This window comes from Nonomuraea sp. NPDC049646 (assembly GCF_044465525.1).
Lineage (GTDB): Bacteria > Actinomycetota > Actinomycetes > Streptosporangiales > Streptosporangiaceae > Nonomuraea.
Window position 1 is genome coordinate 627,492 of record NZ_JBITLU010000002.1, and the last position, 14,629, is coordinate 642,120.

The following is a 14,629-nucleotide window of genomic DNA, read 5'->3' on the forward strand; positions in this document are numbered from 1 at the left end:
AACCAGCCCATGCCTCCCCAGCCCCTGCCTCCCCAGGCCCTGCCCGGGAACGGCGGCCCGCCGCGGCACCACGGCGGCGCCGGCCCGCAGCCGGCGCCGCCCGGCCCGGCCCTCCCGCAGAACTACCCGGCCGGGATGACCGGCCCGCTCCCCCAGGGCCCGCCGGTGCCGCCGCACTCGCGCAGCCCCCGCGAGCACCTGCCCCAGCACGCCGCCGAGGACATCTGGGGGCCGCCCGCCCCGCCGCCGGTCCCGCTCATCCTGGTCGAGCAGACGGTGCAGGAGGCGGGCCGCGCGCCCATCCAGCCGGGACGGGCGCTGCTCTACAGCGACGACTCCGGCCAGGTCTTCCATCTGGCCAAGCCGCCCGGCATCTTCGTCCGCCGCTACCGGTGGCGGTACGAGGTGGACATGTCCGACCACTACACCGCGCTGCACCTGGAGCTGGCCAGCAGTTCGCGGGCGGCCAGGTTCCGGCTGCGGATCGACGTGGGGTGGCGGGTCACCGACCCGGTCAAGATCGTGACGTCCCGGATCCAGGACGGCAACGCCCTGGTGCAGTCGCGGGTCCGCGAGGCGGTCTCGCCCGTCTGCCGCGGCTTCGACATCACCCGCGACGCCGACCTGGAACGGCAGCTCATGGCCGACTTCGGCAACGACCGGGTGCAGAGCTACCCCCAGGAGGGCATCTCGCTGTTCCGCTTCGCCGTGCAGGTCAGCCACGACCGCAAGGCGGCCGGCTGGATGGCCGCCCAGGCGGACGCCCGCATCGAGGGCCAGCTTGAGGCCGAGGGCATCACCGGCCTGCGGCACCAGATCACCTCCGAGGACGACCTGATGCTGCTGCTGCTCCACCGCGCACCCGAGCGGGTGGCCGACGTCATCGGCGACATCCGCAAGCGCAAGGAGCTGAGCATGCAGGCCCGCATCGACCTGTTCAACAAGCTCGTGGACAACGACATGATCCAGGAAGCGGAGATGGACACGATCCGCAAGCTGATCATCGAGCCCATCGAGGGGATCGCCAGCGCCGCGCCGATCGGGGCGTTCGGGATCGAGCAGATCGGCGCGCGGGAGCCGCGGCCCGCCCTGCAGCCCCCTCCCCCGCCGGCGGCCGGCCCCCGGGACGACGGCGAGGACGTGCTGCCGTCGCAGGTGGTGCCCGGATCGGTGGACCACGTCACCGGCTGGCAGCCGGCGCCCTGGCAGCGCGGCCGCCACCACAACGGCCACGCCGCCGGTCCCCGCACGGGCGAGACGTACGACGACGGCTTCGACAGCGGCTTCGACAGCGGCTTCGAGGACGGGTTCGGCGGGGGCCCGCACGTCGTCGGGGAGCCGTGATGCCCTGGCCCTTCCGCAAGGCGCCGCCTCCCGTCCCCGCCGAGCCCGCGGCGCCGGCGTCCTCGCCCGCGGCGCGGCTGCCCTGGCGGCTGCCGGACGAGCCGGCCCTGGCCGGGATCGCCGCGGACGCCGTCAGCGTCGGCGACCTGACGGTGCGGGCGGTGTCGCTCGTGGGCCCCGGCCACCGGTGCGCCGAGCCCGCCGTGCCCCGGCAGGACGCCTACCGCCTCGGCAGGGACACCGCCAAACGGCACCTGATCGTGGCGCTCGCGGACGGCATGTCCGACAGCAGGCAGTCGCACCTGGGCGCGAACGTCGCGGTCACCGCCCTGGTCGGCCGGGTCAGAGCGGACCTGGACCGCGGCGGCCCCCTGCGCGCCTGCGACGTCTTCCTCGACGCGGCCCGGCAGATGGCCGGCTCGGCGGTGCGGCACGGCGTCACCGAGCACGACGTGCGGGCGGCGGCGCTGGTCGCCGTCGTCCCGGTGAGCCCGGATCCCGGCGGGCGGCGCACGGCCAGGCTGATGGCGCTGGCCGACGTCGGCGGCTGGCTGCGGCTCCCGCGGGGCTGGCGGCGGCTGATCGGCGAGGAGAAGGCCGGGCTGGACGCGGGCCGGCTGACGGAGTTCCTGCCCTTCCATCCCGACCAGGTCACGAGCGTCACCGTCGAACTCGCGCCGGACGCGGTGCTGGCGCTGGCCACCGACGGCCTGGGGGACGCGCTGGCGCCCGGCGACCCCCTGGCGGGCTGGTTCGCCGGCCGGTGGAGCGCGCCGCCGCCCATCGCCGAGTTCCTGCGGGACGTCGGCTTCGAGTCCCCCGGCAGGCTCGACGACCGCACCGCCGTCGTCGTGTGGTGCGCCCCATGACCGGCAGGCGGGCGCAAGGGAGGTGCGGGTCGTGAGGGCATGGTCGGACAGCCCGTTCGAGGCCGTCACACCGATCGCGGAGGTCGCCGAGCGCGGCGCCGTGCTCGCGGCCGAGAACGGCGAGTCGGAGATCGTCTACGAGTGCGCCGCCCACCCCGGCTGGCTGGTGAAGCTCTACCGGCCTGGTCACACCCCCGGGGCGGCCGGCGTCCTGGAGCGGCTGATCGCCCTGCCGGCCGGGATGCCGGCGGCCGATCGGGCGCTGATCGACCGGAGCGTGTCCTGGCCGGTCACCCGGGTCGTGGACGGCGGCAGGACGGCCGGGGTCGTCATCGCCAGGGCGCCGGCGGAGTTCGGCGTCCCGATGCGGATGATCTCGGGATCGACGACGGTCCGGCTGCTGGAGGTCGACCATCTCGTCCAGGCCGATCCGGGGTTCTTCGCCCGGCGCGGCTGGGAGACGCCGGCCCCGGCCGAGCGGCTGGCCGTCGCGCGCAACCTCGCCGCCGTCGGGGCCCTGCTGGAGCGGCACGACGTCGTCTACGGCGACTGGTCCTACGCCAACGCCTTCTGGACGCGCCGCAGCGGCCGGGTGTTCGTCATCGACGTGGACTCCTGCGGGTTGACGGACCGGCCGTGGGTGGAGTCCAAGATGTGGGACGACCCCCGCGTGGCGCCCGGTGACCGGCTGACCGTCCGGACGGACCGGTACAAGCTGGCGGTGCTGGTCGTGCGCTGCCTGACCGGGGTGCGCGGACCGGACCCCGAGGCCGCCCACGCCGCGCTGCCGTCGGCCGTGCGCGACGGGCCGCTCGGCCAGGCGCTGCACCGGTCGCTGACCGCCGCCGACCCCGCGCGGCGTCCTGCCGTCGCCGAGCTGCTGGCCCTGCTGGAGACGGCGCGCCCGGAGCAGTTCGTCCGGATCCCCGTCCCGCGCCCGCCGCTCGGCCCGGTCGCGGACGTCCCGCCCGACCGCCCCGCCTCCCCCGCAGCCCGGCCCGCTGCCCCTCCGGACCGGGCCGCCTCCCCTGCGGGCCCGCCCGCTGCCTCTGTGGGACGGGCCGCCTCCCCTGCGGACCCGCCCCCTGCTTCTGTGGACCGGGCCGCCGGTGCGACCGGCGGGCGGGCAGGGCGGCCGGAGCGCCGGCCCGCGGACGCCGCCCCTTCCGAGGGCCGGCCGACGACGGCTCCTGGCGGGGTCCTCTCCCCGGGACGCCTGCTGCCCGTGGTGATCGTGGTCTGCCTCGCCGTCCTTGTGCTGCTCGCCGGCGCCGGGCTCGTGGCGTCCCTGTTCGCCTGAGCCGGCGTCCGGCCCCCAACGACGTCAGATCTGGAGCCCCCGTGAACGATCCAAGCCCCGGCCAGGCCGGGCAGCAGGTCCTGCCGACCTATCTGGTGCTCGACGTGTCCAAGTCCATGAAGCCGCACGAGAGCCTGCTCAACCGCACCCTTGAGGACATCGTCAACACGCTCTACTCCAGCCCGCGCATCTCGGAGTTCGTCCATCTGTCGATCCTGACCTTCAGCACCCGGCCGCACGTGGTGCTGGCGATGACGGAGATCGCCGCGCTGACCGGCCTGCCGACCGTGGAGTGCCGCGGGTCCACGTACTTCGCCCCGTTGTTCGAGGCGCTGCGCGACCGCATCGAGCTCGACCTGTCCGGGCTGACCGCGCGGGGGTCGCGTCCGCTGCGGCCCGTCGTGTTCCTGCTGACCGACGGCGCGCCCGCCGACACTCCGGCGCAGAGATGGGTGGAGGCGTTCGAGGCGCTGACCGACCCGCGGTGGCGTCCGCATCCGCACGTCCTCACCTACGGGTTCGGCGAGGCGGTCGAGGGGGTGTTGCAGCGGATGGCCACGGTCGCGGCCTTCATCGCCGAGCCCGGCGCGGCGACCGACACCGAGGCGATCACCTCGGCGCTGAACACCATGCTCAACTCCCTGGTGGCCACCGCCGCCGGCAACACGTTGCAGGTCCCGGAGCGGGTCGCCGGCTTCCGCGAAGTCCCCCTCGACCACGTCGAGTTCTGATGACGGGCCGCGCTGACGGGCCCTGTCCCCGGCCGGATCGGAGGCTTGCGTGGACGGTGTGTGCGTGACCGCCCGCATCGACGAGCGCGCCCCCGGGACGGCCGCCGCCCGGGCCCGGCTACAGACGGCGCTGACCACGGCGTTCGACTCCGCCTCACGGCCCAGCACCGACGCCGGGGGCGGGCGCGAGGCCGGGGGCCAGGCCGGGGGCCAGGGCGGCGGGGAGCAGCGCTGGTTGCCGGACCACGGTGTGCACCTGCTGCTGCCGGTCGGCGGTGACTCGCTGGACGTGCTCTCGCGCCTGCTGCGGGAGGTCGGCGCCGCGCTCGACGACGCCAACCGCGCCTGCGGCGCCCGGTCCGGGATCAGGCTGCGGCTGGCGCTGGCCCGCGGGCTGGTCCTGCCGCCGGGGATCGCGGGCCACGCCGTCGCCGAGTGCCTCCGGCTGCTGGACAGCGACGCGGTCCGGGCCACGACGGCGAACCTGACCGTGGTCGCCTCGGACTCCTTCTTCCAGAACGTGGTGGCCCGGGGGCTGCTGGACCACCGTCCCGAGGACTACCGTCCCGTCCGGGTCGGCCGTGGCGCGTCCCCGATCGCCTGGCTGCACGCCCCGGACGGGCCCGCCCCGGACAGGCCCGTCGCGGACGGGCCGTGCCGTTCGCGGGCCGGGGAGATGGCGGCGCGGGCCGGGCGGCTGCTGGGGCGGGGCGAGTACCGGCAGGCGATCCTCGACCTGGAGGAGACGCTGCGGCTGCTGCCCGGGGCGGACGGCCCGGACGCCGAGGAGTCGCTGCTGCGGCTCGGCGACTGCCACCGGCGGCTCGGCGACGTCGAGGCCGCGGCACAGACGTGGTCGTTCCTGCTGGCACGCAGGCCGCTGTGCGCGGCGGTGTGCCAGCGGCTGGGCCGCCTGGAGCTCGAACGCCACCGCACCCACCTCGCGCTGGTCTACCTCACCGAGGGCCTGCGCCTGATCCGAAGCCGCCCGCTCCCAGCGCTCCCAGCGGTCCCGGCGGGAACGGCGGGAACGGCGGGGGCGGCCGGGGCGGCACAGACGGCGGCACAGACGGCGGTGCCGACGGGAACGCCGGGAACGGCGGCGGACCGGCTGGCCTGCGCGCTGCTGCTCGACCTGTCATGCGTGCGCACCGCGCTGGGCGACCTCGCCGTCGCCGACGCCTTCCTCAACGAGGCGGCCGAGGCCGACCCCCGCAGCCCGCTACCGCTGGTGCCGCTCGCCTTCCGGGCGGCCCGGCGCCGGGACCTGCAGACGACCCGGCGGCTGCTCGGCACCGCCCTGATCCGGGTTTCCGGTGAGGACAGAAAGGACTTCCTCCGGGAAGTTTGCACAGGTGCCGCATCCCGGGAAGGCGGCGACGTCATAATCAGGGTTCTCCAGGAGCACGGCCTGTACCCGGCGGCGTCCCCCTGGACGACGAACGTCCCCCGCCCCCCACCCGCATGATCCGAGGTGACGCGCATGCCTCCCGACCTGTGGCCCAAGACCTCCTTCCTCGGCGCGCTGGACGAGCTGACCCGCAACGCGCTGCTGCGCCTGGGCCGTGTCAAGACGTACGGCTCGGGGGAGGCCGTGGTCCACCAGGGCGATCCGGGCGAGGCGGTCTTCCTGCTGCTCACCGGCCGGGTCAACGTGCACGCGACGGTGGAGAACGGCGCGGAGACGCTGCTGGCGATCCGCCATCCCGGCGACATCCTGGGCGAGATGGCGGTGTTCGGGGACATGCCGCGCACCGCCACGGTGACCGTCCGGGTGCCGGCCACCATGCTGGTGGTGGGCGGTGAGGCGTTCAAGCAGTTCGTCGGCTCGCAGCCGAGGGCCGCGGTGGCGCTGACCGCCATCACCGCCGACCGGCTGCGGCAGGCCAACATCTTCCGCGCCGACGCGGCCGGCTACGAGGTGGACCAGCGGCTCGCCCGCGCCGTGCTCTACCAGGTGCAGCGGTACGCCAACGTCGTGGACGGCCACTGGGCCGCCGACCTGCGCCAGGCGGAGCTGGCCATGCTGATCGGCGCGAAGGAGGGAACGGTGCAGAAGGCCATCGCCGCCATGAAGGAGCTGGTCGTCAGCCAGCGCGGCCGGGTGGTCATCCTGGACGTGGCCGGGCTGGCCGCGCTGGCCGACATGGACGTCCCGGACCACCTCCTCGGCGATCCCCCACGGTGAGCGCCGGCAGGGGCCGCCCGGGACCCCCTCCCGTCCCGCCGGCCCCTGCGCGGCGGGCCGGGCTCCCACCAGGATCGCCGCTGTCCGGGCCGGCTTCCCCGCACCAGTAGGGGTTGCCGGTCGCGGGCCCCCCGGACAATGACCTCGACCATCGACAGGAGAGGACGCGCATGTCATCGCCGCGAAGAGTGCTCTGCGGAGCCGTCGACATCAAGGGCTGGAGCGGACGGCCCGTGCCCGAGCAGATCCGCGCCCAGCAGAGCCTGGTCACGGTCGTGTACGCGGCCTGCCGGGCCGCCGGGCTGCCCGAGGAGATCGTGCAGAGCAGCGGCGACGGCGTGCTGATCATGCCCCCGAGCGACATCGACGAGACGGCGGTCGTCCCCGAGCTGGTGCACGGGCTGACCGTCGCGCTGCGGCAGGAGAACCGGCTGCTGAGCGAGGGCGCCCGGATCCGGCTGCGGCTGTCGCTGACCAACGGCGTGGTGTCGACCGGGCCCACCGGCTTCAGCGGCCCGGCGATCATCGAGTGCTTCCGGCTGCTCGACAGCCCGGCGGTCAAGTCGGTGCTGGTGGACCATCCGGCCGCCGAGCTGGCGGTGGTCGTCTCCGACCATCTCTACCAGGACGTGATCCGGCACGGCTTCCGCTCCTTGCGTCCCGACGAGTTCTGGAAGGTGGACGGGACGATCCCGGAGCGGGGCTTCTCGGCGACCGCGTGGGTGTGGGTGTCGGAACGGGCGCAGGGCGGCGTGCCCGGCGCCGCCCGTACGGCCGGCGCCGCCGACGGGGTCGCCTCGCTGGAGGAGCTGCTGCGGGCCGAGCCTGCCCCCTCGCCCTCCACGTTGCTGCGGCTGGGCCGCGCCCAGCTCGACGCGGGTGAGGCGGAGGCGGCGCGGCTGACCTACACGTACCTGATCGAGCGCGCGCCGCGGGAGGCCACGGCGTATCTGGAGCTCGGCCGGCTGGAGCGGCTGGCGGGCCGGCCCGCCGCCGCCCGGCACTACTTCGCGACGGGGGCCGGCCTCCTGGACGACGGCGGTTTGCTGGCGCGGCTGGTGCGGGAGCTGCTGGAACTGTCGGCGTGACCGGCGGCGGTCAGAGGTTCTGCACCACCGCGATGACGGCCGTGACGGTGAGCATCGCCAGGCCGGCCAGCAGCGCGCCGAGCGCCAGGCCGGCCCAGCGGTACTTCTTCCTGGCCACCCTGGCGTTGGCCCAGACCTGGTGGGCGAGGGCGGGCACGAGCTCCTCGGGCCGGGCGACCAGGCCGCTCAGCTCGCCCATGTACGTCTCGGGCCGGGCGCCGAAGCGCGTGGCGACGTGGTGGTAGTGCAGCGCGTTGGTGGGCTCGCTGCGCACCCTGGGGATCAGCGCCAGCGCGGCGGCGAAGGCCGCGGCCAGGACGCACACCGCGCAGGCCGCGGCCGCCAGCCCGAAGGCCGCCCCGGTGCGGGGGACGCTCCTGATGAGCGTGTAGACCAGGCCGCCGACGGCCCCCGCCGCGGCCAGGGTGAGGCCCGCCTTGGTCTCGGCGTGCTTGACCAGGTCCACGACGAGCGTGAGCGCCTTCCAGGCGTGCTCGGCCCCCGGCTCGGCCGGCGGCCCGGCGGGCGGCACGGCGGGCGGCACGGCGGGCGCGACGGCGGGAGGGGACTTCTTGACGGGAGCCCGCTTCATGAGGGCGTTCCCGGGTGCGGATGCGCGCGCCGGCCGGGCCGCCGGGGCTGTCCTGGACGGGTCACGGAGCTAGGTCGCTTTCCAGCCGGTGCGGGCCGCCCAGTCCTCGGCAGTCGCCACGACCAGGTCGACGACCGGGTTCTTCATCTCGGTGTAGGCCGCGCCGTCGGTCACCGTCTCGGCCAAGGACCGCTTGAAGGCCGCGTAGGCGGGCACCGCGGCCGGATGGGCCCGGAACCAGTCGCGGAACAGCAGGGCGAAGCGCTCCCCCGCGCCGCCCGCCGCGCGCAGGTGCAGGTTGACGTCGGGCCCGGTGTGGCCGCGGCGCATCCAGAGCCGCTTGCGCCACAGGTCGGGCGGGCCGGCCGAGCCCGCGGGGACGTGGTCGTGGAAGTAGGCGGTGCGGGCGAAGCCCAGCGCGCGCAGCGCCTCGGCCAGAGCCTCCTCGGCGTCGTCGAGGTCGGGCACGCTCACCTGGAGATCGAGGATCGGTTTGGCGTCCATGCCGGGGATGGAGGTGCTGCCGATGTGCTCCACCCGGAGCGCGGGGGGCGTCAGCGCGTCGAGCAGCTCGGCGGCGAGCGCCTTTCCGGCCGATTCCCAACCCGGATCGTTTCTCGCGATGTCCACGCTAGGCACAGACAAATGGTAACCCCGCCCGCGCGGCACACCTAGAGCTTTTCTCTTTTCACGTTCGACGCCATTTTCCTGCCGCTACGACCAGGGGTTTCACCAGAAGAAAACGCCCCCGGAAAAGAGGCCCGACAGCCCGCGGGAACGATTTCCCGGCGGGCTCCCGGCATTTCCCGATTTTGTTTACGGCGTCACGAGACCGAGCGATGGAGGGCCGCGGTCAGGTCGGTGACGCGTTTGACCGAGCCGCTCCACGCGCTGCCCGCCGGATGGGCCGTGAGCACCGCCATGACCAGACGGTCGCCCGCCCCGGCCAGCCCCGTCGTGTGCAGCACGGGCCGCCCGTAGTCGGGCACGCCGGAGCCGGTCGCGCGCTGCGCGATCCAGGAGACGGGCGCCGCCAGGGCCTTGGGGTCGCACCTGCCGGGCGGCGTCGTGCCGAACCCCGACCAGCCCTGCTTGACCGCCCACGGCCTCGGCACCGCGCGCGGGATGCCGAAGGTCTGGTCGAAGCCGTCGGTGCCGCACGGCGTGGAGGCGCGCAGGTGGCCGAGGACGAGGTCGCGCACCCGGGCGTCGGCGGTGTCGAGCAGGTAGCGGTAGGTCCGGACGACGTCGTACGCGCTGAGCGAGGTGTAGCCCCAGAAGCCGGGCTTGGACGCGGGCGGCGGGGTGGTGTCGGACAGGCCGAGCCGGCGGGCCATCCGGACGATGATCTGCCCCTTGCCGTCGCGGTCCCAGAACGCCGAGGCGGCGTCGTCGTCGCTGGAGCGCAGCATGATCTTCAGCAGCCGGGCGTCGGCCGGGGGCACGCTCTTGCGCCGTTCCAGGTAGTCGATCGCGATGAGGATCTTGACGACGGACGCCGAGCGGAACTTGCGGTGGGCGTTCCGGACGGCGACGATCTTGCCCGCCTTCCTGTCGAACACCACCCAGGCCGCCGTGGTGCCCGGCGGCACCTGGATCGGGCGGGCGACGGCGGCGTGGGCGGGCGTGGCCAGGGCGACGACGGGGACGACCGCCGCCGCGGCGGCCAGGGGCTTCATTCGCACCCGCCTATAACTACCAGATTGTGTCGTCCAGCCCTTGACCCTCCAACGAAAGCGGGTATAAACACAGGAGAAACCAAACAGAAACGGCGGTGAACCAACATCATGTACGCCGAGGAGCGGCAGCAGGAGATCCTCCGCAGAGCGCGGGACGCGGGCCGCGTCGACGTGGTGCGCCTGGCCGCCGAGCTCGACGTGACCACCGAGACGATCCGCCGCGACCTGACCGCGCTAGAGCGGGCGGGCGTGCTGCGCCGGGTGCACGGCGGCGCGATCCCCGTGGAGCGCCTGGGCTTCGAGCCCGCGCTGGCCGCCCGCGACGAGGTGATGACCGCCGAGAAGGAGCGCATCGCCAAGGCGGCCCTGGCCGAGCTGCCCGAGGACGGCTCGGTCATCATCGACGCCGGCACCACCACCGGCCGCCTGGTGCAGGCGCTGCCCGCCGACCGCGAGCTCACCGTGATCGTCAACTCGCCGCCGCTGGCCACCGTCCTGGCCTCGCGGGCCAACCTCCAGGTGATCGTGCTGGGCGGGCGGCTGCGCGGCAAGACGCTGGCCACGGTCGACGACTGGGCGCTGCGCCCGCTGGCACACCTCAACGTCGACGTCGCGTTCATGGGCGCCAACGGCTGCTCGCCCGCCCGGGGCCTGACCACGCCCGACCCGGCCGAGGCGGCGATCAAGCGGGCCATGGTCCGGGCCGCGCAGCGCAGCGTGCTGCTGGCCGACCACACCAAGTTCGGCAACACCTACCTGGCCACGTTCGCCGAGCTGGGCGAGATCGACGTGGTGATCACCGACGCCGGGATCGACCCGGCGCTGGCCGCCGACGTGGCCGCCGCCGGGCCGGAGGTGATCCGCGCGTGATCCTCACGTTGACGCTCAACCCGAGCCTCGACCGCACGATCGAGATCGCCGCCCTGGCCAGGGGCGCGGTGATCCGGGCCGCGCGGGCCCGGCTCGACCCGGGCGGCAAGGGCGTCAACGTCTCGCGGGCGCTGCTGGCCAACGGCGTCGCCGCCCGCGCCGTGCTGCCCTTCGCCGGGGACGAGGGCGCGCAGCTCGTCCGCCTGCTGGCCGCCGAGGGCCTGGACATGGTCACCGTCCCCGTGGCGGGCACGACCCGGTCCAACGTGGCGCTCGCCGAGCCCGACGGCACCGTCACCAAGATCAACGAGCCGGGGCCCGCGTTGTCGGCGGCCGAGCTGGACACGATCGCCGAGACCGTGCTGGCCGCGGCGCGGGAGGCGGACTGGGTGGTGGCCTCGGGCAGCCTGCCGCCCGGGGCGCCCGCCGACGTCTACGCCCGGCTGTGCCGCCGCTTCGCCGCCGCGGGCCTGCGCGTCGCCGTGGACACCAGCGGCCCGGCTCTCGCCCGTGCGCTGGAGGCCGGTCCGGCGCTGGTCAAGCCCAACCTCGACGAGCTGGCCGCGGTGACCGGCCGGCCGTTGTGCCGGGTCGGCGACGTGGTCGAGGCGGCGGCCGGGCTGCGCGCCGCGGGCGCCCGCACGGTGCTGGCCAGCCTCGGGGCCGACGGCGCCGTCCTCGTCCAGGACGACGGCGTCTGGTACGGCGAGGCCGCGGTCACCGGCCCGCGCAGCTCCGTCGGCGCCGGCGACGCCATGCTGGCCGGGTTCCTGGCCGCGGGCGGGCACGGCGTCGCCGCCCTGGCCGAGGCGCTGGCCTGGGGCGCGGCGGCGGTCCGGCTGCCCGGCAGCAGGATGCCCGGCCCCGCCGACATCGACCGCGCCGGGGTGCGCACGGGAGCCCCCGACCCGGCCCGCCCGCTCACCGTCCCGCACGCGCCGGCCGTCCCGGAGCCGGTCGCCCCCTCACCGCACGGCTGATCCACTGCTCATCCCCCCGAAGGAGCACGTCCATGGCCGACAGTTACACCCCTCCGGTCTACGGCACCGGAGTCAAGGCCACCATCCAGCGCCTAGGCGGCCATCTGGCCGGGATGATCATGCCGAACATCGGCGCGTTCATCGCCTGGGGCCTGATCACCGCGCTGTTCATCCCCACCGGCTGGCTGCCGGACAAGGAGCTGGCCGCGCTGGTCGACCCGGTCATCAAGGCCCTGCTGCCGATCCTCATCGCCTACACCGGCGGCCGCATGGTCCACGGGCAGCGTGGCGCGGTCGTCGGCGCGGTGGCGGCGATGGGCGTGGTCGTGGGCTCGGACATCCCGATGTTCCTGGGCGCGATGATCGTCGGCCCGCTCGCCGCCGTGATCCTTAAATATGTGGACAAGTTCACTGAGCAGCGGACCCGGGCCGGGTTCGAGATGCTGGTGGACAACTTCACCGCCGGCATCGTGGGCGCCGCGATGGCCGTGGCCGGGGTGCTGGGCATCGGGCCGGTCGTCCGGGTGGTCACCGACGCGGCGGGCCAGGCGGTCGAGTGGCTGATCACCAACAACCTGCTGCCGGTGGCCTCGGTGCTGATCGAGCCGGCCAAGGTGCTGTTCCTGAACAACGCGGTCAACCACGGCGTGCTGGGGCCGCTGGGGGTGGCCGAGGCGGTGCGGCAGGGCAGGTCGATCCTGTTCATGCTGGAGTCGAACCCCGGTCCGGGGCTCGGGCTGCTGGCGGCGTACCTGCTGTTCGGGCCGCGTCCGCTGCGGCCGAGCACGCCCGCCGCGATGATCATCCACTTCTTCGGCGGCATCCACGAGATCTACTTCCCGTACGTGCTGATGAAGCCCCGGCTCATCCTGGCCGTCATCGCGGGCGGCGCGGCCGGCGTGTTCACCTTCATGATCACCGGCGCGGGCCTGGTCGCCACGCCCTCCCCCGGCAGCATCTTCGCCTACCTCGCGGTGACGCCGCGCGGCGGCTGGCTCGGCTCGATCGCCGGGATCGCGGTGGCCACCGCCGTGTCGTTCGCCGTCGCCGCCGTGCTGCTGGGCTTCGGCCGGGGCGAGAAGGAGCCGGCGCCGGACGTCCCCGGCCCGCAGGACGCCGCCGCGGACCCGCCGGCGCCCGCACCCCAGAGCCCCGAACCCGCCGGCACCGAACCCGCGAGCACCGAGCCCGCCGGCACCGAGCCCGCGAGCACCCGACCCGTCCGGACCGAACCCGTCAGCAAGGAGGCGTGAGCCGTGGCCGGCATCGACAGCAAGGACATCCACAAGATCGTCGTGGCCTGCGACGCGGGCATGGGCAGCAGCGTCATGCTCGCCTCCCAGCTCCGCAAGCAGCTCAAGGAGAGCGGCGTCACCGTCGAGCACACCCCGGTGAACTCCATCCCCGCCGACGCCGACGTCGTCGTGTGCCACGCCGGGCTGGCCGCCCGCGCCAGGGCCGCCGCGCCGGGCAAGGCGCTGGTGTCCTTCCAGGTCTTCCTCGGCGACCCGGCGGTGACCGCGCTGGTGCACACCATCAGGAACGGCGGCACCGTCGATGCGTGAGGACCTGCTCGACGCGCGGGCGATCCTGCTGCACGAGAGCGCGGCCTCGCGGGAGGAGGCCGTCCGCCGGTGCGGGCGGGTGCTGGTGGAGGTGGGGGCGGTCGCGGAGCCGTACGTCGAGGCGATGCTCGAACGCGAGCGCACGATCTCCACCTACGTCGGCGAGGGGGTGGCCGTCCCGCACGGCACCGCCGCCTCCAAGCGGGACGTCACGCGCGACGCGATCTGCGTCGTGCGCTTCCCCGGCGGGATCGACTGGGACGGCGAGCGCGTCACGCTGTGCGTGGGCATCGCCGCCGCCGGCGACGGGCACGTGCCGCTGCTGGCGGCGCTGGCCGAGATCCTGCTCGACCCCGACCGGGCCAGGGCGTTGCGCGAGGCGACCGAGCCGGCCCAGGTGCTGAAGGAGCTGACGTGAAGGTAGCCAGGTTCCACGCCCCGGGCGACATCAGGATCGAGGACGCGCCGGAGCCGCAGGCCGGGCCGGGCGAGCTGAAGATCCGGGTGCGCAACTGCTCGACCTGCGGCACCGACGCCAAGATCTTCCGGTACGGCCACCACCACATCAGGCCGCCGCGCGTGATGGGCCACGAGATCGCCGGCGAGGTCGTCGGCACCGGGGCGCGGGTGCAGGTGATCGCCGCCATCCCGTGCGGGACGTGCGCGGAGTGCCGCCGGGGCCGCCTGACCGTCTGCCCGCGCCAGGAGTCGATGGGCTACCACTACGACGGCGGCTTCGCCGAGTACGTGGTCGTCCCGGCCAAGGTGCTGGCGGTGAACGGCGTCAACCACGTCCCGGACGGCGTCGGGTTCGCCGAGGCGTCGGTGGCCGAGCCGCTGGCCTGCGTGCTCAACGGCCAGTCGCTGGCCGGGGTGGGGCCGGGCGACGACGTCGTGGTGATGGGCGCGGGCCCGATCGGCTGCCTGCACGTACGGCTGGCGCGGGCGCGCGGCGCGTCCCGGGTCTTCCTGGTGGACGTCAACGCCGACCGGCTGGCGATGGCGGCCGAGCTGGTGCGTCCCGACGCGATGATCGACTCCGACGCCGTCGGGCAGGTGCTCAAGCTGACCGGCGGCCGCGGCGCCGACGTCGTGATCACCGCGGCGGCCTCGGGCGCGGCCCAGGAGCAGGCCGTCCGGATGGCCGCCCGGCAGGGGCGCGTGAGCTTCTTCGGCGGCCTGCCGAAGGACGACCCGGTCATCGCCCTCGACGCCAACCTGGTCCACTACCGGGAGCTGACCATCGTGGGCGCGAACGGCTCCAGCCCCGCGCACAACGCCGAGGCCCTGCGCCTGGTGGCCGAGGGCGCCGTCGTGGTGTCCGACCTGATCACCCACCGGCTGCCGCTGCCCCGGGTGCTCGACGGGATCGACCTCGTCAGCACGGGCAGAGCGATCAAGGTGACGATAGAACCCTGAAGGA

16 protein-coding genes are annotated in these 14,629 nt (G+C 74.7%); 13 read left to right on the plus strand and 3 right to left on the minus strand.

From position 1 onward, the window contains the following. Positions 1 to 9: 9 nt before the first annotated feature. From ACIBQ8_RS07765 to ACIBQ8_RS07795, 7 genes are all read left to right on the plus strand, one after another. Entirely contained in the window at positions 10 to 1,344 is a 1,335-nt protein-coding gene (locus ACIBQ8_RS07765; RefSeq protein ID WP_397191485.1) for a hypothetical protein, read from the plus strand. Continuing rightward, on the plus strand, positions 1,344 to 2,213 hold the full coding sequence (locus tag ACIBQ8_RS07770) for a protein phosphatase 2C domain-containing protein (protein WP_397173925.1): 870 nt from the start codon (positions 1,344 to 1,346) through the stop codon (positions 2,211 to 2,213). Before ACIBQ8_RS07765 ends, ACIBQ8_RS07770 begins: the two co-directional genes overlap by 1 nt. A 31-nt stretch (positions 2,214 to 2,244) precedes the next feature. Then, positions 2,245 to 3,513, plus strand: coding sequence for a hypothetical protein (locus tag ACIBQ8_RS07775; protein ID WP_397191486.1), 1,269 nt, complete (start codon positions 2,245 to 2,247; stop codon positions 3,511 to 3,513). Between the two features lie 41 nt (positions 3,514 to 3,554). Then, the gene (locus tag ACIBQ8_RS07780; RefSeq protein ID WP_397191487.1) at positions 3,555 to 4,244 is read left to right on the plus strand and encodes a hypothetical protein; all 690 of its coding nucleotides are present in this window, start codon (positions 3,555 to 3,557) and stop codon (positions 4,242 to 4,244) included. 64 nt (positions 4,245 to 4,308) lie between these two features. Further along, positions 4,309 to 5,712, plus strand: a complete 1,404-nt coding sequence (locus ACIBQ8_RS07785) for a tol-pal system YbgF family protein (protein ID WP_397191488.1) — start codon at positions 4,309 to 4,311, stop codon at positions 5,710 to 5,712. Between the two features lie 15 nt (positions 5,713 to 5,727). Then, positions 5,728 to 6,432: a Crp/Fnr family transcriptional regulator gene (locus tag ACIBQ8_RS07790; protein ID WP_397173917.1), complete on the plus strand. Its 705-nt coding sequence runs from the start codon at positions 5,728 to 5,730 to the stop codon at positions 6,430 to 6,432. 170 nt (positions 6,433 to 6,602) lie between these two features. Beyond that, a complete protein-coding gene (locus ACIBQ8_RS07795) occupies positions 6,603 to 7,520 on the plus strand; it encodes a tetratricopeptide repeat protein (RefSeq protein WP_397173916.1) in 918 nt (305 codons plus the stop codon). A gap of 10 nt (positions 7,521 to 7,530) precedes the next feature. Here the strand turns inward: ACIBQ8_RS07795 and ACIBQ8_RS07800 are convergent, their stop codons facing one another. From ACIBQ8_RS07800 to ACIBQ8_RS07810, 3 genes are all read right to left on the minus strand, one after another. After that, on the minus strand, positions 7,531 to 8,112 hold the full coding sequence (locus ACIBQ8_RS07800; protein WP_397191489.1) for a Pycsar system effector family protein: 582 nt from the start codon (positions 8,110 to 8,112) through the stop codon (positions 7,531 to 7,533). A 69-nt stretch (positions 8,113 to 8,181) separates the two neighbouring features. Further along, positions 8,182 to 8,751, minus strand: a complete 570-nt coding sequence (locus ACIBQ8_RS07805) for a GrpB family protein (RefSeq protein WP_397173912.1) — start codon at positions 8,749 to 8,751, stop codon at positions 8,182 to 8,184. A 185-nt stretch (positions 8,752 to 8,936) separates the two neighbouring features. After that, the gene (locus ACIBQ8_RS07810; protein WP_397173910.1) at positions 8,937 to 9,791 is read right to left on the minus strand and encodes a hypothetical protein; all 855 of its coding nucleotides are present in this window, start codon (positions 9,789 to 9,791) and stop codon (positions 8,937 to 8,939) included. Positions 9,792 to 9,899: 108 nt separating this feature from the next. Between ACIBQ8_RS07810 and ACIBQ8_RS07815 the strand changes: the two genes are divergently transcribed. The 6 genes from ACIBQ8_RS07815 to ACIBQ8_RS07840 are packed head-to-tail and all read left to right on the plus strand — an operon-like array spanning position 9,900 to position 14,625. After that, positions 9,900 to 10,661, plus strand: coding sequence for a DeoR/GlpR family DNA-binding transcription regulator (locus ACIBQ8_RS07815; RefSeq protein WP_352350975.1), 762 nt, complete (start codon positions 9,900 to 9,902; stop codon positions 10,659 to 10,661). Next, positions 10,658 to 11,641: a 1-phosphofructokinase gene (gene pfkB / locus ACIBQ8_RS07820; protein ID WP_397173909.1), complete on the plus strand. Its 984-nt coding sequence runs from the start codon at positions 10,658 to 10,660 to the stop codon at positions 11,639 to 11,641. The genes ACIBQ8_RS07815 and pfkB overlap by 4 nt, the downstream gene beginning before the upstream one ends. Positions 11,642 to 11,673: 32 nt before the next feature. Next, positions 11,674 to 12,894, plus strand: coding sequence for a mannitol-specific PTS transporter subunit IIC (gene mtlA / locus ACIBQ8_RS07825; protein WP_397191490.1), 1,221 nt, complete (start codon positions 11,674 to 11,676; stop codon positions 12,892 to 12,894). A 3-nt stretch (positions 12,895 to 12,897) separates the two neighbouring features. Beyond that, positions 12,898 to 13,206, plus strand: a complete 309-nt coding sequence (locus tag ACIBQ8_RS07830; RefSeq protein WP_397191491.1) for a PTS lactose transporter subunit IIB — start codon at positions 12,898 to 12,900, stop codon at positions 13,204 to 13,206. Continuing rightward, positions 13,199 to 13,624, plus strand: coding sequence for a PTS sugar transporter subunit IIA (locus ACIBQ8_RS07835; protein ID WP_397173903.1), 426 nt, complete (start codon positions 13,199 to 13,201; stop codon positions 13,622 to 13,624). Before ACIBQ8_RS07830 ends, ACIBQ8_RS07835 begins: the two co-directional genes overlap by 8 nt. Then, positions 13,621 to 14,625 (plus strand): zinc-dependent dehydrogenase, encoded by a 1,005-nt coding sequence (locus tag ACIBQ8_RS07840; protein ID WP_397191492.1) that lies wholly within the window; start codon positions 13,621 to 13,623, stop codon positions 14,623 to 14,625. Before ACIBQ8_RS07835 ends, ACIBQ8_RS07840 begins: the two co-directional genes overlap by 4 nt. Positions 14,626 to 14,629: the final 4 nt, after the last annotated feature.

Bases quoted from the DNA above. Each gene is read 5' to 3' on its own strand.
- ACIBQ8_RS07765 (WP_397191485.1), top strand. From the start codon at position 10: ATGCCTCCCCAGCCCCTGCCTCCCCAGGCCCTGCCCGGGAACGGCGGC.
- ACIBQ8_RS07770 (WP_397173925.1), top strand. From the start codon at position 1,344: ATGCCCTGGCCCTTCCGCAAGGCGCCGCCTCCCGTCCCCGCCGAGCCC.
- ACIBQ8_RS07790 (WP_397173917.1), top strand. From the start codon at position 5,728: ATGCCTCCCGACCTGTGGCCCAAGACCTCCTTCCTCGGCGCGCTGGAC.
- ACIBQ8_RS07795 (WP_397173916.1), top strand. From the start codon at position 6,603: ATGTCATCGCCGCGAAGAGTGCTCTGCGGAGCCGTCGACATCAAGGGC.
- ACIBQ8_RS07800 (WP_397191489.1), bottom strand. From the start codon at position 8,112: ATGAAGCGGGCTCCCGTCAAGAAGTCCCCTCCCGCCGTCGCGCCCGCC.
- ACIBQ8_RS07810 (WP_397173910.1), bottom strand. From the start codon at position 9,791: ATGAAGCCCCTGGCCGCCGCGGCGGCGGTCGTCCCCGTCGTCGCCCTG.
- ACIBQ8_RS07815 (WP_352350975.1), top strand. From the start codon at position 9,900: ATGTACGCCGAGGAGCGGCAGCAGGAGATCCTCCGCAGAGCGCGGGAC.
- mtlA (WP_397191490.1), top strand. From the start codon at position 11,674: ATGGCCGACAGTTACACCCCTCCGGTCTACGGCACCGGAGTCAAGGCC.
- ACIBQ8_RS07835 (WP_397173903.1), top strand. From the start codon at position 13,199: ATGCGTGAGGACCTGCTCGACGCGCGGGCGATCCTGCTGCACGAGAGC.